18 protein-coding genes and 2 riboswitches are annotated in these 20,819 nt (G+C 69.3%); of the genes, 5 read left to right on the top strand and 13 right to left on the bottom strand.

Features of this window, described 5'->3' with window-relative positions; all coding sequences use genetic code 11:
• Positions 1-148: 148 nt before the first annotated feature.
• The gene (locus tag AVKW3434_RS17840) at positions 149-1,279 is read left to right on the top strand and encodes a branched-chain amino acid ABC transporter substrate-binding protein (protein WP_272563750.1); all 1,131 of its coding nucleotides are present in this window, start codon (positions 149-151) and stop codon (positions 1,277-1,279) included.
• A 133-nt stretch (positions 1,280-1,412) separates the two neighbouring features.
• On the opposite strand, the gene AVKW3434_RS17835 is transcribed toward AVKW3434_RS17840, so the two are convergent.
• On the bottom strand, positions 1,413-2,420 hold the full coding sequence (locus tag AVKW3434_RS17835) for a D-2-hydroxyacid dehydrogenase family protein (RefSeq protein WP_272563749.1): 1,008 nt from the start codon (positions 2,418-2,420) through the stop codon (positions 1,413-1,415).
• A gap of 350 nt (positions 2,421-2,770) precedes the next feature.
• Between AVKW3434_RS17835 and AVKW3434_RS17830 the strand changes: the two genes are divergently transcribed.
• Entirely contained in the window at positions 2,771-4,474 is a 1,704-nt protein-coding gene (locus AVKW3434_RS17830; protein ID WP_284406909.1) for a long-chain fatty acid--CoA ligase, read from the top strand.
• Positions 4,475-4,492: 18 nt separating this feature from the next.
• Here AVKW3434_RS17830 and AVKW3434_RS17825 read toward each other — a convergent pair whose 3' ends face one another.
• Positions 4,493-4,876, bottom strand: coding sequence for a PilZ domain-containing protein (locus tag AVKW3434_RS17825; RefSeq protein WP_284406908.1), 384 nt, complete (start codon positions 4,874-4,876; stop codon positions 4,493-4,495).
• A 120-nt stretch (positions 4,877-4,996) separates the two neighbouring features.
• Between AVKW3434_RS17825 and AVKW3434_RS17820 the strand changes: the two genes are divergently transcribed.
• Both AVKW3434_RS17820 and AVKW3434_RS17815 read left to right on the top strand, forming a co-directional pair.
• Positions 4,997-5,746 carry a 2OG-Fe dioxygenase family protein gene (locus AVKW3434_RS17820; RefSeq protein WP_284406907.1) on the top strand — a complete coding sequence of 250 codons (750 nt, stop codon included), beginning with the start codon at positions 4,997-4,999 and terminating at the stop codon, positions 5,744-5,746.
• Positions 5,747-5,881: 135 nt separating this feature from the next.
• Positions 5,882-6,319, top strand: coding sequence for a universal stress protein (locus AVKW3434_RS17815; protein ID WP_272552433.1), 438 nt, complete (start codon positions 5,882-5,884; stop codon positions 6,317-6,319).
• A 125-nt stretch (positions 6,320-6,444) separates the two neighbouring features.
• Here AVKW3434_RS17815 and AVKW3434_RS17810 read toward each other — a convergent pair whose 3' ends face one another.
• From AVKW3434_RS17810 to gcvT, 10 genes are all read right to left on the bottom strand, one after another.
• Positions 6,445-7,428, bottom strand: a complete 984-nt coding sequence (locus tag AVKW3434_RS17810) for a Bug family tripartite tricarboxylate transporter substrate binding protein (RefSeq protein WP_284406905.1) — start codon at positions 7,426-7,428, stop codon at positions 6,445-6,447.
• A gap of 126 nt (positions 7,429-7,554) precedes the next feature.
• Entirely contained in the window at positions 7,555-8,313 is a 759-nt protein-coding gene (locus tag AVKW3434_RS17805; RefSeq protein ID WP_284406904.1) for an SDR family NAD(P)-dependent oxidoreductase, read from the bottom strand.
• A 133-nt stretch (positions 8,314-8,446) separates the two neighbouring features.
• Positions 8,447-9,148 (bottom strand): RluA family pseudouridine synthase, encoded by a 702-nt coding sequence (locus AVKW3434_RS17800; protein WP_284406903.1) that lies wholly within the window; start codon positions 9,146-9,148, stop codon positions 8,447-8,449.
• Positions 9,132-11,327, bottom strand: coding sequence for a PAS domain-containing hybrid sensor histidine kinase/response regulator (locus AVKW3434_RS17795; RefSeq protein ID WP_284406902.1), 2,196 nt, complete (start codon positions 11,325-11,327; stop codon positions 9,132-9,134). Before AVKW3434_RS17795 ends, AVKW3434_RS17800 begins: the two co-directional genes overlap by 17 nt.
• A gap of 191 nt (positions 11,328-11,518) precedes the next feature.
• Positions 11,519-12,880 carry an MFS transporter gene (locus tag AVKW3434_RS17790; protein ID WP_284406901.1) on the bottom strand — a complete coding sequence of 454 codons (1,362 nt, stop codon included), beginning with the start codon at positions 12,878-12,880 and terminating at the stop codon, positions 11,519-11,521.
• An 80-nt stretch (positions 12,881-12,960) separates the two neighbouring features.
• Positions 12,961-13,980: a MerR family transcriptional regulator gene (locus AVKW3434_RS17785; protein ID WP_284406900.1), complete on the bottom strand. Its 1,020-nt coding sequence runs from the start codon at positions 13,978-13,980 to the stop codon at positions 12,961-12,963.
• 22 nt (positions 13,981-14,002) lie between these two features.
• Positions 14,003-14,350 (bottom strand): FKBP-type peptidyl-prolyl cis-trans isomerase, encoded by a 348-nt coding sequence (locus tag AVKW3434_RS17780; RefSeq protein WP_442867280.1) that lies wholly within the window; start codon positions 14,348-14,350, stop codon positions 14,003-14,005.
• A gap of 174 nt (positions 14,351-14,524) precedes the next feature.
• Entirely contained in the window at positions 14,525-17,446 is a 2,922-nt protein-coding gene (gene gcvP, locus AVKW3434_RS17775) for an aminomethyl-transferring glycine dehydrogenase (protein WP_284406899.1), read from the bottom strand.
• Between the two features lie 49 nt (positions 17,447-17,495).
• Positions 17,496-17,870, bottom strand: a complete 375-nt coding sequence (gcvH, locus tag AVKW3434_RS17770) for a glycine cleavage system protein GcvH (protein ID WP_284406898.1) — start codon at positions 17,868-17,870, stop codon at positions 17,496-17,498.
• An 80-nt stretch (positions 17,871-17,950) separates the two neighbouring features.
• Entirely contained in the window at positions 17,951-19,084 is a 1,134-nt protein-coding gene (gene gcvT, locus AVKW3434_RS17765) for a glycine cleavage system aminomethyltransferase GcvT (RefSeq protein ID WP_284406897.1), read from the bottom strand.
• 47 nt (positions 19,085-19,131) lie between these two features.
• Positions 19,132-19,245: riboswitch (glycine riboswitch) on the bottom strand.
• Between the two features lie 23 nt (positions 19,246-19,268).
• Positions 19,269-19,356: riboswitch (glycine riboswitch) on the bottom strand.
• A gap of 280 nt (positions 19,357-19,636) precedes the next feature.
• Between gcvT and AVKW3434_RS17760 the strand changes: the two genes are divergently transcribed.
• Positions 19,637-20,095 (top strand): Lrp/AsnC family transcriptional regulator, encoded by a 459-nt coding sequence (locus AVKW3434_RS17760; RefSeq protein WP_272563736.1) that lies wholly within the window; start codon positions 19,637-19,639, stop codon positions 20,093-20,095.
• A 121-nt stretch (positions 20,096-20,216) separates the two neighbouring features.
• Here AVKW3434_RS17760 and AVKW3434_RS17755 read toward each other — a convergent pair whose 3' ends face one another.
• Entirely contained in the window at positions 20,217-20,819 is a 603-nt protein-coding gene (locus tag AVKW3434_RS17755; RefSeq protein WP_284406896.1) for a lipocalin family protein, read from the bottom strand.

Raw genomic sequence — 20,819 nt, 5'->3', positions numbered from 1 at the left:
GTGCGTTGGGTCAGTGACAGGGTATTCCCCTGTGGTTTCTGCCGCATGTCATCGTGTTCCCTAGTGATCTGGCCCATAAATTGCGATATGTTTCCGGCGTTGAGACACAACAATACTTCTCAGCGCTCACCCCTTAATGGAGATTCATATGCAACTGAAGTTGAAACTGACCGTGGTTGCCGCTATCGCGGCTTTTGCCGGCGCGGCCTCTGCACAAGAGCAGGTGGTCAAGATCGGTCACGTGGGACCGGTCTCCGGCCCACAAGCTCACTACGGCAAGGACAACGAAAACGGCGCCCGCATGGCAGTTGAAGAACTGAATGCCCAAGGCGTCACGATTGGCGGCAAGAAGATCAAGTTCGAACTGCAGGCGGAAGACGACGCTGCAGATCCGAAGCAAGGCACCGCCGCCGCACAGAAGCTGTGCGATGCGAAGGTTGCTGGCGTGGTGGGCCATCTGAATTCCGGCACGACCATCCCTGCCTCCAAGGTGTACAACGACTGCGGCATTCCGCACGTCACCGGCGCCGCCACCAACCCCAACCTGACCAAGCCAGGCTACAAGACGACGTTCCGCATCATCGCCAACGACAACGCCCTGGGCGCTGGCCTGGCGTTCTACGCGGCCGACACGCTGAAGCTCAAGACCGTGGCCATCGTCGATGACCGCACGGCATACGGCCAGGGCGTTGCCGACGTGTTCAAGAAGACGGCGGCTGCCAAGGGCATGAAGGTGGTGGACGAGCAGTTCACGACCGACAAGGCCACCGACTTCATGGCCATCCTGACGGCCATCAAGTCCAAGAACCCCGATGCGGTGTTCTACGGCGGCATGGACCCCCAAGCCGGCCCCATGCTGCGCCAGATGGAACAGCTGGGCATGGGCAACGTGAAGTACTTCGGTGGCGACGGCATCTGTACCGCTGAAGTGGCCAAGCTGGCCGCCGGCGCCAAGACGCTGAACAACGTGGTCTGCGCCGAAGGCGGCGCTTCGCTGGCCAAGATGCCTGGCGGCACCGCATGGCGCGCCAAGTACGACGCCAAGTACCCCAACCAGTTCCAGGTGTACAGCCCCTACACCTACGACGCCACCATGCTGCTGGTCGATGCCATGAAGCGTGCCAACTCGTGGGATCCCAAGGTCTACATCCCTGAACTGCAAAAGTCCAACTACAAGGGCGTGACGGCCAACATCGCCTTCGAGCCCAATGGCGAACTGAAGAACCCCGCCATCACCCTGTACGTGTACAAGGACGGCAAGAAGACGCCTCTGAACTGAGCGCGCAGCGGCACCGCCGGTTGAAAGACCGGTGGTCCACGCCAAGCAAAAGGCCTCCGGTTCGGAGGCCTTTTTTCATGGTGCGGCCGAAACGGGTCGCGCTCGATTCCGGTGTGGCCGGGGGATGGGCGCTTCAGCGCCGGACCTGCAGCGCGCCCGGGTTCACGATGTTGGTGGGCGTGCCCCGGATGTAGTTGACGACGTTGTCGAACGCGGCCCCGAAGTACAGCTCGTAGCTGTCCTGCTCCACGTAGCCGATGTGCGGCGTGCAGATGCAGTTCTCCAGCCGCAGCAGGGCATGGCCCTGCAGGATCGGCTCGCTCTCGAACACGTCCACGGCGGCCATGCCGGGGCGGCCGCGGTTCAGGGCGGCGATCAGGGCATCGGCCTCGATCAGTTCGGCGCGCGAGGTGTTCACCAGCAGCGCGGTGGGCTTCATGCACGACAGGTCTTCCAGCCGGATGATTCCGCGCGTCTCGTCGTTCAGGCGCAGGTGCAGCGAGATGACGTCGCATTGGGCGAAGAACTCCTCGCGCGTGGTCGCCACCTGCAGCCCGTCGCTCAGGGCTTGGGCGCGCGAGGCCTCGCGGCCCCACACCCGCACGTTCATGCCGAAGGCCCGGCCGTAGCCGGCGACGATCTGCCCGATGCGCCCATAGCCCCACAGGCCCAGCGTCTTGCCCCGCAGCACGGTGCCGACGCCGAAGTTGGGCGGCATCGACGCCGCGCGCAGGCCCGACTGCTGCCAGGCGCCATGCTTGAGGTTGGAGATGTACTGGGGCAGGCGGCGCATCGCGGCCATGATGAGCGCCCAGGTCAGTTCAGCCGGTGCCACCGGCGATCCCACGCCTTCGGCCACCGCGATGCCGCGCTCGGTGCAGGCCGTCACGTCCACGTGCGGGCCGATCTTGCCGGTCTGCGCGATGAGTTTGAGGCGCGGCAGCTTCTCGACCAGCTGGCGCGAGATGTGGGTGCGTTCGCGCACCAGCACGATGATGTCCGCGTCCTTCAGGCGCACCGAAAGCTGGCCCAGCCCCTTGACGGTGTTGGTGTACACCTTGGCGTTGTAGGGGTCCAGGCGTGCGGCGCAATGCAACTTGCGCACTGCGTCCTGGTAGTCGTCGAGAATGACAATGTTCATGTTGTCCGTAAAACCCGCAAGCTGCGGGGCAGGGCCTGTGGGAGGACCCTGCCGCAGAAATCGAAAGAATCGTGCCGCGCGGCCTGCCGGGCCCGGGCGGTGCCGGCGGGGCAGGGCGCTTGGCCCAGCCGCACATTGTCGTTGATGCGCGCGGCCGCGTCGCCGCGCAAGCCCGCTCAAAGCGCCGGTGCGGGACACGCGGTTACAAAAGTCTCCGTCCTGGCACCATTGCCGCACCTCGGCGGGCCATGGGCAGACCGGGTCGCCCACGCGACCGGCCGTAGGGGGCATCCCCGATGCCGGGCCCGGGGCAGGTCACTAGGCTGCAAGCGAAAGGAACCGAATCGCCCATGCCTGCCCACCACGCCTTCTGGCCCCGACGCCTGCCGCACGCGCTCACGCCGCCCGCCACCTCCCTCTGGGACAACCTGGCGATCAGCGCCCGCCGCTACCCGGACAAGCCGGCGCTGGTGTTCTTCGGGCGCACGCTGACCTACCGCGCGCTCGCCGACGGCGCCGAACGGATGGCCGCGCACCTGCATGCCCTGGGCGTGCGTCAGGGCGACCGGGTGTTGCTGTGCATGCAGAACTGTCCGCAACTGGTGCTGGCGCACTTCGCCATCCTGCGGGCCAATGCGGTGGTCGTGCCGGTCAACCCGATGAACCGGGCGCAGGAACTCACCCACTACATCACCGACCCCGACGCACGCGTGGCCATCACCACGGCCGACCTGGCCCCTGAACTGCTCCAGGCCAGCGATGGGCTGGTGCCGGGCGCGGGCCTGGCCCACCTGGTGGTGGCGCAGTTCACCGATGCGTTCTCGCCCGAGGAGGCCGGCGCCGATGCGATTCCGCCGGCGTGGCGCGACTGGCTCTGCACCCGCCACCCGCTGCCGGCCCTGGCCGGTGGCCAGGTGCATGCCTGGACGGATGCGCTGGCCTGCACGGCGCCCGCCCCGGATCTCACGGTCGGCCCCGAAGACCTGGCCGTGCTGCCCTACACCAGCGGCACCACCGGCCTGCCCAAGGGCTGCATGCACCCGCACCGCAGCCTGATGCACAACGCCGTGGCCAGCAGCCTGTGGGGCACGGCCACGCCCGAGAGCGTGACGCTGGCCGTCGTGCCCATGTTCCACATCACCGGCATGGTCAGCGTCATGCATTCCTGCATCTACGTGGGGGCCACCCTGGTGCTCATGCCGCGCTGGGACCGGGACCTGGCCGGGCGGCTCATTTCCCGCTACCGCGTGAGCAACTGGACCAACATTCCCACGATGGTGATCGACCTCATGGGCAGCCCGAGCTTCGGCCAGTACGACCTGTCCAGCCTGGTGTACATCGGCGGCGGCGGGGCGGCCATGCCGCAGGCGGTGGCGCAGCGGCTGTTCGAGCAGTACGGCCTGCGCTACACCGAGGGCTACGGCCTCACCGAGACCGCCGCGCCGTCGCACACCAACCCGCCGGACCATCCCAAGCAGCAATGCCTGGGCATTCCGTTCATCAGCACCGATGCCCGCATCATCGACCCCGACACGCTGCAGGAGCTGCCCGCCGGCGAGCAGGGCGAGATCGTGATCCACGGACCGGGTGTTTTCAGCGGCTACTGGAAGCTGCCAGGGCCCACGGCCTCGGCCTTCATCGACCTGGACGGCAAGCGGTTCTTCCGCTCGGGCGATCTGGGGCGGGTGGACGACGAAGGGTATTTCTTCCTGACCGACCGGCTCAAGCGGATGATCAACGCCAGCGGCTTCAAGGTCTGGCCGGCCGAGGTGGAGGCGCTGATGTTCCGCCACCCGGCGATCCAGGAGGCCTGCATCATCGCCGCGCGCGACAGCTACCGCGGTGAAACGGTCAAGGCCGTGGTGGTGCTGCGCCAGGAGCACCGTGGGCAGGTGACCGGCGAGGACGTCATCGCCTGGTGCCGAGACCACATGGCCGTGTACAAGGTGCCGCGCGTGGTGCAACTGGTGGACGCGCTGCCCAAGAGCGGCAGCGGCAAGGTCATGTGGCGGGCCTTGCAGGAGGCCGAGCTGGCCAGCCCTGCCGCTGCCTGATGGGCAGCGCCGCGCCGCTCATTGCGCCGCGTGCGCGGCAATGAGCTCCGCCAGGTCCCGCTCCAGCAGGGCGGGGTCGCCCAGTTGCAGCTCGATCACGCGGCGCAGGTGGGTCACGCTGTCCAGGTCCATCGTGCGGCACTGCAGGCCGGCATGCGGGCCTTCGATGTGCACGATGTCGCCGGTCATGGCGATGTGGTCGTTGTCGGCCGACAAGGCGATCACCAACTGGCACGGCGCGCCGGCTGGCAGTCGGGCGGCCGCGGGCTCCGCACCCAGGGCGAGCAGCGCGCCTTGCAGCGACAGGTCCAGCACCTGCACGTCGAACGTGCCCAGGCCGGTGGTGAGCAGCGCGGGTGCATCGAAAGCCACACGGACGTAGTGGCGGCGTTCATGGGGCATGGCGGATTCCTGGAATGGCGAAGGCCCCGCCATGCTACTGCACGGTTGTGATGCCGCCAGCGGATGGCTGGCACTTTTGCGCCAGGTTCCAGGGGCAGGCCGGGTTAAGCTTGGCCGCCTATGGCGCACATCACCTTCTCCCCTCCGTACTTGCCACCGGACCAAGTGGCAAGCCATCTGCGCAGCGCCGGCTATGCCGTGCTGCGGCCTGCCGACACCGCTGCGTGGATCGGTTGCCCGTTGGACGAGCTCCAGGCGCTGCACGCCGACTGGAGCGGCCTGCCGCCCGATGAGTTTCTGAAGGACGGCGGGCGGTACCGCCGCCGCCGCCACGCGAGCTTCGTCGCCGATGGCGACAGCGTGCAGGCGGTGCCCCACCGCGCGCACTGGCAGCCGGTGGAATACAACGCGCTGCACGGCGGCATGCAGCGGATGTTCGCGCCGATGCTGGACACCACCGTGGCGCGCCCGGCGTGGCGGCAATTGATCGCCGCGCTGGCCCGCGTGTCGCAGCAGGCCCTGGCCGCGCAGCCCGAGCGCTGGTTCGTCGAGGCGCACCAGTTCCGCATCGACACCACCGACGGCATCGGCCGGCCCACGCCGGAGGGCGCGCACCGCGACGGCGTGGACCTGGTGGCGGTTTTCCTGGTCGGCCGCGAGCGGGTCAAGGGCGGCGAGACGCGTATATTCGAAGCGTCCGGGCCCAGCGGGCAGCGCTTCACGCTCAGCGAGCCCTGGTCGCTGATGCTGCTGGACGATGCGCGCATGATCCACGAGACCACGCCCATCCAGCCGCTGGCCGACGGTGGGTTCCGCGACACGCTGGTCGTGACCTGCCGGCGCGGAGGCTTCCAGGACGCGCCGGCCTGAAGGCCATGACTTGATGCGGATCAACGGCCGGCCAACCGGTCGCCGCGACACTGGGGCCTGACGCGGGCACGGATCGCGCAGGCGATCCCCCCGGCCCAGGCCCTGCCTGATCCATCAACCGAAGGAGAAGTAACCATGTTCAAGCACATCCTGATTCCCGTGGACGGCTCGCCGACCTCCATGACCGCGGTGTCCAAGGCCGCCGGCCTGGCCAAAGCGTTCGGTGCGGCCGTGACCGCCGTGTACGTGGTGGACCCGTACCCGTTCACGGGCGTGGGCGCGGACTTTGCCTATGGCCAGTCGCAGTACCTGAGCGCTGCCACGGCCGAGGCCAACGTGGCGCTGGACGGCGTCAAGAAGGCCATGCAGGAAGCCGGCGTGCCGGTGACGGCGGTGGTGGGCGAGGGCCATGCGGTGCACGACGGCATCCTGCGTGCGCTGGAGACCAGCCAGGCCGACCTGATCGTGATGGGCTCGCATGGCCGCCGCGGCCTGGAAAAGCTGGTGCTGGGCAGCGTGACGCAGCGCGTGCTGGGCGCGGTGCACGTGCCCGTGCTGGTGGTGCGCGACTGATCGCCATTCGATGCCATGGGGGCCGGCGTTGACCCGGCCCTCAAAGCAAAACGGCTCCCTCGGGAGCCGTTTTGCATGGGGCGCGTTGCCTGCAGGCAACAGGGGGCACAAGGCCCGTGCCGCACCTATTCGATCTTCGCGCCGGAGGCTTCCACGATGCCCTTCCACTTCGCGTAGTCGGTCTTGAGCAGCGTGGAGAACTGCGCGGCCGACAGCGACTCGGGCTCGGCGCCCTGCGCCTGGATGGCGGCCTGCATCTCCGGCGAGGCCAGCAGCTTGTTGACCTCGGTGTTCACCGTGGTCACCACGTTGGCGGGCGTGCCGGCCGGCGCGAAGATGCCGTACCACGAACTCACGTCGAAGCCCTTGTAGCCCGACTCGGCCACGGTGGGCACGTCGGGCAGCGACGAGCTGCGCTTGGCCGAGGTGACGGCCAGCGGGCGCAGCTTGCCCGACTTGATCTGGCCCATCGCCGAGGGCACGGAGGACACCAGCAGGTCCACGTTGCCCGCCAGCGCGTCCATCAGCGCGGGGTTGGAGCCCTTGTACGGAATGTGGCTCAGCTTGATGCCTGCGGCCTTCTCGAACAGGTCGCCGGCCAGGTGGATGGTGGTGCCGTTGCCGGGCGAGCCGTAGGTGATCTTGCCGGGTTCGGCGCGGGCGGCGGCCACTACGTCGGCCAGGGTCTTGAAGCGGGAGTTGGCGCCGGTGGCGATGATCACCGGCGTGTAGGCCACGTGGGCCACGGCGATCAGGTCCTTGGTCGGGTCCCAGGGCAGGTTCTTGTACAGCCAGGGCGCGACGACCAGGTTGTCCTTCTGGCCCATCACCAGGTCGTAGCCGGTGGGGGCGGCCTTCACGGCCTCGGTGATGCCGATGGTGCCGCCGGCGCCCGCACGGTTGTCGGGCACCACGGTCCACTTGGTCACCTCGGTCAGCTTGGTGGCCACCAGGCGCGAGAGGATGTCGGTGCCGCCGCCGGGCGGGAAGGGCACGATCAGGCGCACCGGTTTGGTGGGGTAGGTGGCGGCGGGCGGGGCCGTCTGCGCCTGGGCGGTGGCGCCCAGCGCCAGGGCGAGCGCGGTGAAGGAAAGCAGGCTGCGGATCATCGGTCGTGTCTCCATTTTTTGCGGGGGAAGTTCAAGCCAGTCGATGCAAGGCAAAAATGGCCTTCAGCGCAATATTATCTAGGGCATATTGCTATTGAAAGCATAGCGTTTGCACGGGGGTGGCCCTCAGGCGTCGCGCACGTCGGCCACGGGCGTTTGGCCGAAGTCGGCACGCTCCAGCCAGGCCAGCACGCGCGCTGCCGCATCGGCGGGCGAGGTGAGCTGGCCGCCCGCCTTGAGGTTGGCGAAGTTCTGAACGTCGGGGAAGTCGGTGGCGCTCGCATCGCGCAGGTGGGCCTGCATGTCGGTGTCGATCACGCCGGGCGCGAGCGAGCACACCTTGGCGCCGTTCGGCTTGGCGGCCTCGTCCAGCGCCAGGCAGCGGGTGAAGTGGTCCATGCCCGCCTTGGCGGCGCAATAGGCGGCCTGCGAGGCCATCGCGCGGCGCCCCAGGCCCGAGGAGATGTTCAGCACCTTGCGCGGTACCGGCCAGTTCTCGGTGGCGCCCAGGAAGGCGCCGCTCAGCTGCATCGGGGCCTCCAGCCCGACGCGCAGCGCGTGCGCCAGGTCGGCCGGGTCGCTGCCCGAGAGCGGTGCGATGCGCGGGACCACGCCGGCGTTGTTGATGAGGGTGGCGCTGGCGTACTCGCCGGCCGGCACGTTGGCCAGCCAGGTGCGCAGGCGGGCCGCGGCGTGCAGGCCCTGGGACAGGTCCTGCTCCCACTGCTCGAGCGTGGCGCCGGCCTGGGCGGCTTCGGCGGCCAGTTCGGGATGGGCGTTGCGTGAGAGGGTGAGCAGCGCGTGGCCGGGCTGCAGCAGCTGGCGGGCCATCGCCAGGCCCATGCCGCGCGAGGCGCCGGTCAAGATCGTGAGGTGTTTTGGCATCCGGCGATGGTACTGCGTGGCCCACGGTCGTGGCCGACGGGGGCTTCGGGCGCGCTCCGGTTTCCGAGGCTCAGCATGCTATTAAAAATATAGCAATATGCCCTAGTGTTGATTGTGCTGGTGGCCCGAAACACTAAAAAGGCGTGGGGCACGAAAACGCCATGGGCTGCCCGGTGCGCGGATGCGTGAACGCCACCTGGCGCGCATGCAGCAGCAGGCGCGGCGCGCGGGCCTGCACCGCCGCGGGCGCGTACAGCGCATCGCCCAGGATCGGGTGGCCGATGGCCGCCAGGTGCACGCGCAACTGGTGGGTGCGGCCGGTCACGGGCTGCAGTTCGACGCGGGTGGTGTGGGCGGCGTCGTCATGGGCGATCACGCGCCAGTGGGTCAGGCTCGGCTTGCCCTGTGCGGCGTCGATCACGCGCAGCGGGCGGCGCTCCCAGTCGGCGGCGATCGGCAGGTCGATAGCCTGCCAGCCGCCGCCGGTCCCATCGGCGGCGGGCGGTGCGGGCGCGGGGCCCTGCACCACGGCCTCGTAGCGCTTGTCCACCTGCCGTGCGGCGAAGGCGTCGCCCAGCGTGCGCTGGGCCGTCGCATGCCGCGCCATCAGCACGATGCCGGAGGTCGCCTGGTCCAGCCGGTGCACCACCAGGGCGTCCGGCCAGTGCTGCAGCGCACGGGCGCTCAGGCAGTCCTGCTTGTCGGGGCCGCGCCCCGGCACGCACAGCAGGCCCGAGGGCTTGGCCAGCACCAGCAGGTCGTCGTCGGCGTACAGGCAATCGGGCGGCGGTGCGGCTTCCCCGGCGCCTGGCGCCGCCTCAATGGCGTCCGCCATCGGCCGGGTCATCGGGGCCCTTGGCCGTGCCATGCACCAGCTGGTGCACGGTGGCGCAAAGCTCTTCCACGTCGTTGGGCTTGTGGATCAGGGCGCTGGCGCCTTCGGCCAGGGCCGATTGTTCGATCTCCGCGGTGACGTGGCCCGAGGCCAGGGCCACCGGCAGGTCAGGGCGGATGCGCTTGGCCTCGCGCACCAGGTCCACGCCGCAGTAGCCGGGCATGTTGTAGTCGGTCACCAGCAGGTCGTAGTTGCGCGGGTCGGCGCGCAGGGCCTCGGTGGCTTCGTGCGGATCGGTGAACCCGGTCACCTGGTAGCCGCGGCGGCGCAGCAGGCGCCGCACGAGGAAGACCAGCGCCTCGTCGTCGTCCACGTACATCACGTGGCGCATGCGCTCGTCGGCGCTCTGCACGGGCGGCGGGGCGGCGGGCTGGGGGGCGTGCGGCGGTGCGCTCGGCGCCGAATCCGGCGCCACGGGGAAGTACAGCGTGAAGCGGCTGCCTTCGCCGGGAGCGCTGTGCACGTCCACCGCGCCCCCGTGCGTGCGCATCACGCCGTGCACCACGGCCAGGCCCAGGCCGGTGCCCTGGCCCACGGGCTTGGTGGTGAAGAAGGGCTCGAAGATGCGCTGCTGCGTGGCCGCGTCGATGCCCGGGCCGTTGTCCACCACGGTGAGCGCCACGTACTCGCCCAGGGGCAGGCCCAGGCGCTCGCACAGCCGCAGGTCGGGCTCCAGGGCCGAGGCCTCCATGCTGACGATGCCGCGCGCCTCGCCGATCGCATGGATGGCGTTGGTGCACAGGTTGAGCAGCGCCTGCTCGACCTGGGTGGCGTCGGCCAGCACGGGCGGCAGCCCCGCATCCAGGCGCATGCGCAGCTCGATGGCGGGCGGCAGGGTCACGCGCAGCAGCCGTTCGGTGTCGTGCATGGCGTCGTGCACGCTCACGGCAGTGCGCTGCGGCGGCTCGTTGCGGCTGAAGGTGAGGATCTGGCGCACCAGGTCGCGCGCGCGCCGGCCGGCCTTGTCGATCTCGCGCAGGCTCTCCAGCACGGGCGAGGCGGCATCGCAGTCGGCCTTGGCCAGCTCGACGTTGCCCAGGATGGCGCTCAGGATGTTGTTGAAGTCGTGGGCGATGCCACCGGCCATGGTGCCCACGGCCTGCATCTTGTGCGACTCGCGCAGCTGCGCTTCCAGCTCGCTGCGGTGGGCTTCGGCCTTCTTGCGGCCGGTGAGGTCGCGTGCGAAGACGGTGGTGGTCTCGCCCTCGGCATGGCGCTCGAACGACATGCTCACCTCCACCGCCAGCTCCTTGCCGCTGGCGGTGCAGGCCACCATCTCGCCAAGCACGGCCTGCGTGGTGAGCTGCGCGAACGCCAGCGCCTGCGCCGCATCGGGCAGGAAGCGGTCGAGCCGGCTGCCCATGGCGTCGGCCGTGGCGCACTGGAACAGCGCGGCGGCCGTGGGGTTGAAGACGGTGATGCGCTGGTGCTGGTCCACGCACAGGATGGCATCGAGGGCGGAGTTGATCACCGCCTCCAGCCGCCGCTCGCTGGCGTGCAGCTGGGCATTGCGCTCCTGCAGGGCCTGGGCGCTTTGCTGCAGCGCCTGGCGCTCGGTGAGCAGCGGTCCCTGGTCGATCACGGCGCACAGGAATTGCAGCACCGGAGGGCCGCTTTCCTGGGGCGCCTCGATGCGGGCGATGTGCAGGTCGCCGGTGATGGTGCCGCCCGAGCCCACGGGAAACACCACCTCGGTCGCCTCGCTGTGGCCGAGTTCGCGCGCCTGGGCGAAGGCCTCGCGCACGCGTTCGGCATCGGCCGCGCTCACGAACGGCATGAGCGAGGTGACGGGGCGGTCGGCCTCGGTGGGCTGAAAGGAGCGGTGCGCCATGGAGTTGGCCTGCACCACGATGTCGTGTTCGTCCAGCACCATGAGCGACAGCGGCACGCTGGCGAACAGCGTCTCGAAGCGCTCGGAAGCGCTTTCCGCCGCGGCCTGGCTGTAGCGCAGCACCTTGTTCTGCACCTCCAGCTCAGCCTGGTAGGCGCGCAATTCGCCGATCAGTGCGGCCACGGGGCCCTCGGCCCGGCTCGCGGGCGCACGGCGCTCGGGCGGGATGGGCGCGGGCGGGTTCTCCGAACCCGGAGGCAGGAGCAGGGAAAGATCAGGACGGCTCATGGGCGAGGCAGCGACGGCAGGCAGAGCGGCAGCGGCGCCAGCGCCGCACGGAAGGGGCTCAGTGTACGCCCGCCCCTGGGTGCCGGCCAGCCGGTGGCCTGCTGCGGGAAGTGCCTTTCGCGCGGCGGCGCGGCGCAGCCCTTTCCGGCCATCGGCAGCGTTCACCGGGCCGGTGGCCGCCACGCCGCGGTTCAGCGCGGCACGGTGCCCGGCGCGTCGTTCACCTGCCGCAACGGCGTGAGCAGGAAGGCCAGCGCTGCCACCGCCACCAGCGCGCCGCCGCAGGCCGCGAACAGCTGGGCCAGCGTGATGCCCTTCATGACCCAGCCCGTGACGGCGGCGGAGATCGGCGCCAGCCCCATGAAGATGAACATGAACAGCGCCATCGCCCGGCCGATGAGTGCCGGCGGCACCCGCTGCTGGATCCACGTGAAGATGCGCACCTGCATGAAGCCGCCCAGCAGGCCGATGGCCAGCATGAGCGCAACCCCTTGCCAGAGGGCGCCGATCACGCCCATGGGCATGAACAGCAGGCCGATGGTGGCGTCGAACGCCAGCAGCGTCATCCCCAGGCTGCCCCAGCGCAGGCGCGGCAGCATGCCCGAGGCCACCATGCCCGCGAGCGTGCCGGCACCGTGGGCACCCACCAGCGTGCCGAACGCGGCGGCGCCCAGGTGGGGCAGGCTGCTCGCCAGCACCGGCATGGCGATGTGCAGCGGCCCCATGATGAGGATGGCCACGGCGCTCCAGTAGAGAAAGCAGGTGCGCAATTCGCGGTCGCGCCAGAAGTGCGCCAGGCCCTGCGCCACCGAAGCCAGCACCGCCGGTGAAGCCGTGCCCGGCGTGGCCGGTGGGGTGGAGGCGGTGGAGCCGTCGGTGCGGCCGCAGGGGGCTGGCGCTGCAGCCAGCAGCCGCACCTTCGACAGGGTCCAGGCCGACACGCCGAAGCTGAGCGCATCGAGCCCGAAGGCAATACCGATGCCCGTCGTGTTGGCCATGGCGCCGGTGCCGGTGCCGTCGGCGCGACTGCCGTCGCCGAACAGGGCGATCAGCAGCCCGGCCAGCAACGGCCCCAGGAACATCGTGAGCTGCCGCAGGCCCATGCTGATGCCGTTGGCCGCCTGCAGTTGCGCACGCGGTACCACGTGGGGCAGCATGGCCGTGCCGGCCGGGATGCTGAAGGCGGTGGCCAGGCCGATGGCCAGCGACAGGGCATAGACCATCCACAGCGTGAGCGCACCCGCCAGCACCAGCCCGCTGAGCAGGCCCAGCAAGGCCAGGTTGGCGTACTTGGTGCGCATCAGCACCTGCTTGGGCGAGTGGCGGTCCACCAGGGCGCCGCCAATGAGGATGAACAGCGCGCGCGGCACGCTCATGAGGGCCAGCACCGTTCCGAGCACCAGCGTGTCGCCGGTCATCTGCAGCACGAGCCAGGGCAGGGCGATGAGCGTGAACTGGTCGCCCAGCAGGGTGAGGGCCGTGCCGCTGACCATCCAGCGGAAGTTGGAGTCCTGCAGCAATGCGGCGCGCGGGTGGTGGGGCGAAGGGGTCATGGGTCGGTCCGTTGGCTGCGCAGGGGCAGCGATGGGGGCCGACTGTGAAGCCTCACGTAGCGTGAGGGTCAAGCCTTTTTTCAGGGCGATGGCGCGGCGGCCGGCAGGCGCGGCACGGCGTGCAGGTAGTTGCGCACGGGCTCGCTCAAGGGGGAGCCGGCGCGCAGCAGGGGCTCGCTGGCCGATGCGCGCATCAGCTTGGCGCGCAGCCCGGCGTCGTTGCGGCAAAGGGTGGCGAACAGGGTGTCCCAGTGCGCAGCGGCATCCCTCGCCCGGGGATGGCCCGGGGGAATGCCCTGGTCCAGCAACTGCTGCACTTGCTGTTCCAACTGCTGCCATTGCGTGTGGTGTACCTGGCCCAGCCGGCGCAGGTCGTCACGGTCCAGGTAGCGCAGCAGCAGGTCCATGCGCAACTGGATGGCGGCTTCGATGTACCGGATCATGTCGCCCGGCGGCGCATGGTTGCGGCCCTGGGTGCTGGGCTCGGTGCGGAACATGTGGCCCCAGCGTTCCAGCAGGTCCATGTCGCCGTCCATCCAGTGCAGCATCAGCGCCATCCATCGGTAGGCCAGCGCCTGGACTGCGGGCGCATCGATGGGCAGGCCCTCGTCCATGGCCTGGCGCACCTGGTCCCTGACAACCAGCCAGTCCGCTTCGATCCGGTGCCAATGGGAGAAGATGTGCTTGAGCTCGGCCGCGCTGAAATATTTGCCGTAGGTTGCCATGAGCGCCAGCGCCTGCAGCCAGTCGCCCATGTCGGGCTCGGCGCCGGCCTCCAGCCCGTCGCGCAGCAGCGACAGGCGGCCGCGCAGCTCGGCGGCCTGCGCGATCTGCTGGTCGAGCGCGCGGATCTGCTGCCCGATGATCTGCTCGGGCGCCATGCCGTCGCCCGCCAGCAGGGCCGCGATGTCGCTGAGCGGCAGGCCCATCTGTCGCAGCGTCTGGATGCCGTGCAGCCGCTGCACGTCGGACGGGCTGTAGAGACGGTAACCCGCCTCGGACCGGCCCGAGGGCTTGAGCAAACCCACCTCGTCGTAATGGTGCAGCGTGCGCACCGTGAGGCCGGTGCGCCGGGCCAGCTCGCCGACCTGGAGCAGCATTGGTGGCGGGCCCTCGGACGGGTCAGCGGACCGAGATCAGTTCGATTTCGAAGTTCAGCGTGGCGTTGGGGGGAATGACGCCGCCCGCGCCGCGCTCGCCGTAGGCGATGGCCGGCGGGCAGGTCAGCTTGGCCTTGCCGCCCGGCTTCATGCGCTGCACGCCTTCGGTCCAGCAGGGAATGACGCGGTTGAGCGGAAACTCGGTGGGTTCGCCGCGCTTGTAGGAACTGTCGAACTCCTTGCCGTCCGGCAGCGTGCCCTTGTAGTGCACCTTGACGGTGTCCGTGGCCTTGGGCGAGGTGCCGGTGCCTTCTTTCAGCGACTCGTACACCAGCCCGCTGGGCAGGGTGACGGGGGCGGTCTGCGCCATGGCGGCGGGAACGATCACAAGCCCGGCAAGCAGGGCGCACAAGGAATTTCGCACGAAAGCATCTCCTGAAAAAAGGTAGCCCGCGATCTTAAAGAGTCTGCCCGCGGCCCTGTCACCTCATGTTGGAGGGCCAGGCCGGCCGGGCCCGTGGCGCGGCCGGCGCACGCCTCTCCGTCACGCGTAGTCGCTCACCGGAATGCAGCTGCACGACAGGTTGCGGTCGCCCCAGACGTTGTCCACGCGGCCGACCGGCGACCAGTACTTGCTGCGGCGCAAGGCGTCCACCGGAAAGGCCGCGGTCTCGCGGGCGTAGGGCCGCGTCCATTCCGGGGCGAGCAGGCTCTCGGCCGTGTGGGGCGCGTGCTTGAGCGGGTTGTCGTCCTGCGGCCAGGCACCGGATTCGATCTGGCGGATCTCCTCGCGGATGGCGATCATCGCGTCGATGAAGCGGTCCAGCTCGGACAGCGTTTCGCTCTCGGTGGGCTCCACCATCAGCGTGTTGGGCACCGGGAACGACAGCGTGGGCGCATGGAAGCCGTAGTCGATCAGTCGCTTGGCCACGTCCTCGGCCATCACGCCGCTGGTTTCCTTCAGGCCCCGCAGGTCCAGGATGCACTCGTGGGCCACGTGGCCGTTGGCGCTCGCGTACAGCGTGGGGTAGTGGTCCTTCAGGCGCGCACTGATGTAGTTGGCCGACAGGATGGCCGTCTCGGTCGCGGCCTGCAGGCCTTCGGCGCCCATCATGCGGATGTACATCCAGCTGATCGGCAGCACGGCGGCATTGCCCAGCGGCGCGGAGCTGACCGCGCCCACGCCGTTGGCGGCGGCGTTCGTGTCGGCGCCCAGGGCGCCTTGCGCGGCCGCGGTGCGGTGGCCTGGCAGGTAGGGCACCAGGTCGGCCACCACGCACACGGGGCCGACGCCGGGGCCGCCGCCGCCGTGCGGGATGCAGAAGGTCTTGTGCAGGTTCAGGTGGCTCACGTCGCCGCCGAACTCGCCGGGGGCGGCCACGCCCACCAGGGCGTTCATGTTGGCGCCGTCCACGTACACGCGCCCGCCGTGCTGGTGCACCAGCGCGCACAGTTCCTTCACCTGTGTCTCGAACACGCCGTGCGTGCTGGGGTAGGTGATCATCACGCAGGCCAGGTGCGCGCTGTGCTGCTCGCACTTGGCGCGCAGGTCGGCCAGGTCCACGTTGCCGTTGGCATCGCAGGCCGTCACCACGACCTGCATGCCCACCATCTGGGCGCTGGCGGGGTTGGTGCCGTGCGCGCTGCTGGGGATCAGGCAGATGTTGCGGTGGCCCTCGCCCTGGGCCGCGTGGTAGGCCTTGATGGCCAGCAGGCCGGCGTATTCGCCCTGCGAGCCCGCGTTGGGCTGCAGGCTGATGCCGGCGTAGCCCGTGGCCTCGCACAGCCAGGCGCGCAGTTGCTCGTCGAGCAGGCGGTAGCCCCGCTGCTGGTCGGCCGGGGCGAAGGGGTGCACGTTGGCGAATTCGGGCCAGGTGATGGGGATCATCTCGCTGGTCGCGTTCAGCTTCATGGTGCAGCTGCCCAGCGGGATCATGCTGCGGTCCAGCGCCAGGTCCTTGTCGGACAGCTGGCGGATGTAGCGCAGCATGCCGGTCTCGGAATGGTGGGTGTTGAACACCGGGTGCGTGAGGAAGGCGCTGGTGCGGCGCAGCCCCGTGGGGATCAGCGGCTCCACGCCCTTTTCGAAGGCGGCGAAGGTGGGCAGCGCCTGGCCTTCCTGGGCGAACACCTTCCACAGCAGCTCGATGTTGGCACGCGTGGTGGTCTCGTCCAGCGAGATGCACAGGTAGTTCTCGAAGTAGACGCGCAGGTTGGCGCCCAGCGAGACGGCGCGGGCCGCGATGGCTTGCGTCGCGCCTTCGGTGTGCAGCGACAGCGTGTCGAAGGCGGCCTGCGGGCGCAGCGGCGCACCCAGTTGCTCCAGCCCCTTGGCCAGGATGGCGGTGTAGGCGGCCACGCGCTGGGCGATGCGCATCAGGCCCTGGGGCCCGTGGTAGACGGCGTACATGCTGGCCACCACGGCGGGCAGCACCTGGGCCGTGCAGATGTTGGAGGTGGCCTTTTCGCGGCGGATGTGCTGCTCGCGCGTCTGCAGCGCCAGGCGGTAGGCGGGCTTGCCGTGCACGTCCACGCTCACGCCGACCAGGCGGCCGGGCAGGGAGCGCTTGTACTCGTCGCGGCAGGCCATGAAGGCGGCGTGTGGGCCGCCCGCGCCCATGGGCATGCCGAAACGCTGCGTGGTGCCCACCACGATGTCCGCGCCCCATTCGCCGGGCGGTGTGATGAGGGTGAGGGCCAGCAGGTCGGCCGCGGCGATGAAGGCCGCGCCCTTGGCATGCGCCTTGGCGGCATCGGCTGCCAGATCGTCGATGCGGCCGCTGGTGGCGGGGTATTGCGCCAGCACGGCGAAGTAGTCGCCGTCCAGCGCGTCATTCCACTCGGCCAGCGAATTGGCCAGCACCACCTCGATGCCCAGCGGCGCGGCGCGCGTCTGGATCACTTCGATGGTCTGCGGGTGCGCATCGCCGGCCACGATGAAGCGCGTGCTTTTCGATTTGACCGAGCGCTTGGCCAGCGTCATGGCCTCGGCCGCCGCGGTGGCCTCGTCCAGCATGGAGGCGTTGGCGATGGGCATGGCCGTGAGGTCGCACACCATGGTCTGGAAGTTGACCAGCGCCTCCATGCGGCCCTGCGAGATCTCGGCCTGGTACGGCGTGTAGGCCGTGTACCAGGCGGGGTTCTCCAGGATGTTGCGCAGGATGACGCCCGGCGTGTGCGTGCCGTGGTAGCCCTGGCCGATGAAGCTGCGCAGCACCTGGTTCTGTGCGGCGATGGCCTTCAGCTCGGCCAGTGCCGCGGCTTCCGTGGTGGCGGGCGGCAGGTCCATGGCCCGGCTGCGCGCGATGGAGCGCGGCACGATGCCGTCCACCAGCGCGCGGCGCGAGGCCTCGCCGATGGCGGAGAGCATGTGCTGTTCGTCCGCCCCGTCGATGCCGATGTGGCGGGGCAGGAACTCGGTGGCGTTTTCAAGCGCGCCAAGCGGCAGGGCGGATTGCATCAGCATGGAAGAGGACCGTGGACGGAAAAGGAAAAGGAAAGGGGAAGGAAAAGGCTCAGGCGTTCTTGGCGAAATCGGTGTAGGCCGTTTCGTCCATCAGGCCGGACAACTGGGCCGGCTCGGACAGCTTGACCTTGAAGAACCAGCCGGCGTTCAAGGGATCGGAGTTGGCGAGCGACGGGTCGGCGCGCAGCGCCTCGTTCACTTCCACCACCTCGCCCGAGACGGGCATGTACACATCGGCGGCGGCCTTGACGGACTCGACCACGCCGGCCACTTCGCCCTGCGAGAAGGTCTTGCCGACTTCGGGCAGGTCCACGAACACCACGTCGCCCAGGGCATCCTGGGCATGGACGGTGATGCCGACCACGGCGGCGTCGGCATCGGCGGCGTCGATCCACTCGTGATCGCGGGAGTATTGAACGGTCATGGGGGCTCCTGAAAAATGAAGAAAAGGAATCTGGAATGTAGCGGTGGCCGCCGCCTTGGCGGTGGCCCCGGCTGCCCGCTTCAGCCGCGGTAGTAGCGGGGCGCCACGAACGGCATCGCGCACACCTGCATGGGCACCGGCTTGCCGCGCACGATGGCCTGCACGCGGGTGCCGATGGCGGCCAGCGCCGGGGGCACGTAGGCCATGGCGATGGGCTGGTTCACGCTCGGGCCCAGCAGGCCGCTGGTGACCTCGCCGAGGGCCTCGCCCTCGGTGCTTTGCAGCGGGGTGTGCTCGCGCACGGGCACGCGCTCCAGCGCCGTGAGGCCCACGCGCTTGCGCGCCAGGGTGGCCGGGTCGTCGATCTGCGCGAGCACCTTGGCCGCGCCGGGAAAGCCGCCGGCCCGCGCACCGCCCGTGCGGCGCACCTTCTGGATGGCCCAGTTCAGGCCGGCTTCGGGGGGCGTGGTGCTGGTGTCGATGTCGTTGCCGTACAGGCACAGGCCCGCCTCCAGGCGCAGCGAGTTGCGCGCGCCCAGGCCGATCGGCTTCACTTCGGGCTGCGCGAGCAGGGCGCGCGCCAGCGCCTCGGCCTGCGATGCGGGCACCGAAATCTCGAAACCGTCCTCGCCGGTGTACCCGCTGCGGGTGACGAAGGCATCGCAGCCCGCGATCTCGTAGCGCCCGCCGGTCATGAAGACGAGCTGCTCGATGCCGGGTGCCAGCCGCGACAGCGCCGCGACGGCCTGCGGGCCCTGCAGCGCCAGCAGCGCATGGTCGGGCATGGGGACGACCTCGCAGCGCTGGCCGATGCGGGCCTGGATGTGCGCGATGTCGCCGGCCTTGCAGGCGCCGTTCACGATCACGAAGATGTCGGCCTCGCCCTGCTTGATGAACATCAGGTCGTCGATGATGCCGCCCTCGTCGTTCAGCAGCAGGCCGTAGCGCTGCTTGCCCACGGGCAGGTCGATCACGTCCACGGGAATGAGGGATTCGAAGGCGGCCGCGGCATCGCTGCCCACCAGGCGCAACTGGCCCATGTGCGACACGTCGAACAGGCCGGCGGCCTGGCGCGTGTGCAGATGCTCCGCCATCAGGCCGGCGGGGTACTGCACGGGCATGGAATAGCCGGCGAACGGCACCATGCGGGCCCCGAGTTCGAGGTGCAGGGCATTCAGCGGGGTGGTGAGCAGGGCGGCGTCGGCGGCGGACATGGCAATCTCCAGCAAGGGCAAATGGGAACGCGGCCATATGGCCACGCCTTTGCCCCGCTGTCCGCTTTACCTGAGAGATTCACCCACGTGCCAAGGCGGCGCGGGGCTTGCTCCTTCGGTGGGCCCGCGCACGCGGCGGACCTCTCTCCAGCAAGGGGAACGCCCGCATCCCTGCGGGCGTTTTGCCAGTCCTTTTGCCTGAGCGTTCGGGGTCACCCTGCGCCTTCGGCGGCGCCGGCAATCCCGGTGACGGGGCGGCGCTCTCTCCTGACCGGGCGGATTCTAACTGCAGCGCCGGTGCGCGCCGGGCGATCCGACCGCGGTGTGCGCGGGGGCTTGCCGTGTATCCAGAAGGCCATGCTTTCGAAAGCCAAGCGCCCCGGCGAACGGTAATCCGCCGGGGCCCTGCCTGTTTCGTGCGCCCCGGTAAGGGCGCCTTGATGGATGAAGTATGCGGTGCGGGCACTGGATGGATTTTCTAAATTTCTTCAAAAATGCCATATTTGCAGAAAATTCTTCTGAAATATGTGAATTGGGAGAACAATGCAGTGCATGGACCGCCTCGACAGAAAAATCCTCTCCGTCCTGCAGGCCGACGCCCGAGCCAGCCTGCAGGAGATCGGCAACGCCGTGGGCCTGAGCCCGTCGCCCTGCTGGGGCCGCATCAAGAAGATGGAGGAGGCGGGCGTGATCGAGGGCTACACCGTGCGCCTGAACCCGAAGGCGCTCGATCTGAACGACACGGTGCTGGTCCAGGTCACGCTCGACAGCCATTCGGACAACACGCTGGAGAAGTTCGGCGAAACGCTGGCCAGCATTCCCGAAGTCATCGAGGCGCACCTGGTGTCAGGCGACTACGACTACCTGCTGCGTGTCGTGGTCAAGGACACGCGCGATTACGAGCGGCTGCTGCGCGAGAAGCTCTACAAGATCAAGGGCATTCGCCACAGCCGGTCGAGCTTCGTGCTGCGCACGCTCAAGCGGGCCGACCTGCCCTTGTTCGCACAGTGACGGTCAAGGGGCTGCGCAGGGCTCCAGCGCGCTACGGCCAGCGGATTTTGCTGAAAAGTGCCGCTCGCCCTAGTTCTTATTGTCTCGGTTGCTATTGATTTTGTAGCGGTGGGGCGCTGCGTCAAGCTGCAATGCGCACGGCGCCGTCTTCGTCCTGCGGCACCCAGACGATGCGGTCCATGTCCACGCCCATCGCGCGTGCCTGGGCCAGCAGGCGGGGGCGCACGCCGCGGGGCAGGGTGGGGGTGCGCGAGAGGACCCACAGGTAGTCGAGGCTCGCGCCGACGACCATGGCCCAGCGGTAGTCTTCGTCCAGCGCCACCACGTGGTAGCCGCCATAGAAGGGGCCGAAGAACGATACCTTCAGCGAGGCTTGGTCGGGGCGGCCGATGAACACCGCCCGGCCGCGCGATTCGCGCCAGCGCTTGCGGGCCGGATCGAAGCCGCGGTTGAGCACCTGCACCGATCCGTCCGGCCCCCGGCTGTAGTGGGCGCTGGTCTGGACCAGGCCCTTTTCGAAACGGTGGTCGATGCGGGCCAGCTCGTACCAGTGCCCGGCATAGCGGTCCACGTTGAAATCCTCCACCACCTCGATGCCCCGCGGGGCCCGCACGGATGCGCTGGCCGAGAATGCCAGCGCTGCCCCCACGGCGGCTGCGCCCACGGCCAGGGGCCAGAGCGGGCGACGGTGGGTGCGGTAGCGTGGGGCGGGGGAACGGGCCAT

The organism is Acidovorax sp. SUPP3434 (genome assembly GCF_030159015.1).
Lineage (GTDB): Bacteria > Pseudomonadota > Gammaproteobacteria > Burkholderiales > Burkholderiaceae_C > Paracidovorax.
Note: the sequence above shows the minus strand (reverse complement) of the source record. Positions and strands in the feature narration are given on the sequence as shown.

Bases quoted from the DNA above. Each gene is read 5' to 3' on its own strand.
- AVKW3434_RS17805 (WP_284406904.1), bottom strand. From the start codon at position 8,313: ATGCCAAAACACCTCACGATCTTGACCGGCGCCTCGCGCGGCATGGGC.
- AVKW3434_RS17825 (WP_284406908.1), bottom strand. From the start codon at position 4,876: ATGCCCCATGAACGCCGCCACTACGTCCGTGTGGCTTTCGATGCACCC.
- AVKW3434_RS17810 (WP_284406905.1), bottom strand. From the start codon at position 7,428: ATGATCCGCAGCCTGCTTTCCTTCACCGCGCTCGCCCTGGCGCTGGGC.
- AVKW3434_RS17755 (WP_284406896.1), bottom strand. From the start codon at position 20,819: ATGGCCCGTTCCCCCGCCCCACGCTACCGCACCCACCGTCGCCCGCTC.
- gcvP (WP_284406899.1), bottom strand. From the start codon at position 17,446: ATGCTGATGCAATCCGCCCTGCCGCTTGGCGCGCTTGAAAACGCCACC.
- AVKW3434_RS17840 (WP_272563750.1), top strand. From the start codon at position 149: ATGCAACTGAAGTTGAAACTGACCGTGGTTGCCGCTATCGCGGCTTTT.
- AVKW3434_RS17800 (WP_284406903.1), bottom strand. From the start codon at position 9,148: ATGGCGGACGCCATTGAGGCGGCGCCAGGCGCCGGGGAAGCCGCACCG.
- AVKW3434_RS17785 (WP_284406900.1), bottom strand. From the start codon at position 13,980: ATGCTGCTCCAGGTCGGCGAGCTGGCCCGGCGCACCGGCCTCACGGTG.
- AVKW3434_RS17820 (WP_284406907.1), top strand. From the start codon at position 4,997: ATGGCGCACATCACCTTCTCCCCTCCGTACTTGCCACCGGACCAAGTG.
- gcvH (WP_284406898.1), bottom strand. From the start codon at position 17,870: ATGACCGTTCAATACTCCCGCGATCACGAGTGGATCGACGCCGCCGAT.
- AVKW3434_RS17760 (WP_272563736.1), top strand. From the start codon at position 19,637: ATGGACCGCCTCGACAGAAAAATCCTCTCCGTCCTGCAGGCCGACGCC.
- AVKW3434_RS17780 (WP_442867280.1), bottom strand. From the start codon at position 14,350: ATGGCGCAGACCGCCCCCGTCACCCTGCCCAGCGGGCTGGTGTACGAG.
- gcvT (WP_284406897.1), bottom strand. From the start codon at position 19,084: ATGTCCGCCGCCGACGCCGCCCTGCTCACCACCCCGCTGAATGCCCTG.
- AVKW3434_RS17815 (WP_272552433.1), top strand. From the start codon at position 5,882: ATGTTCAAGCACATCCTGATTCCCGTGGACGGCTCGCCGACCTCCATG.
- AVKW3434_RS17830 (WP_284406909.1), top strand. From the start codon at position 2,771: ATGCCTGCCCACCACGCCTTCTGGCCCCGACGCCTGCCGCACGCGCTC.
- AVKW3434_RS17795 (WP_284406902.1), bottom strand. From the start codon at position 11,327: ATGAGCCGTCCTGATCTTTCCCTGCTCCTGCCTCCGGGTTCGGAGAAC.
- AVKW3434_RS17790 (WP_284406901.1), bottom strand. From the start codon at position 12,880: ATGACCCCTTCGCCCCACCACCCGCGCGCCGCATTGCTGCAGGACTCC.
- AVKW3434_RS17835 (WP_272563749.1), bottom strand. From the start codon at position 2,420: ATGAACATTGTCATTCTCGACGACTACCAGGACGCAGTGCGCAAGTTG.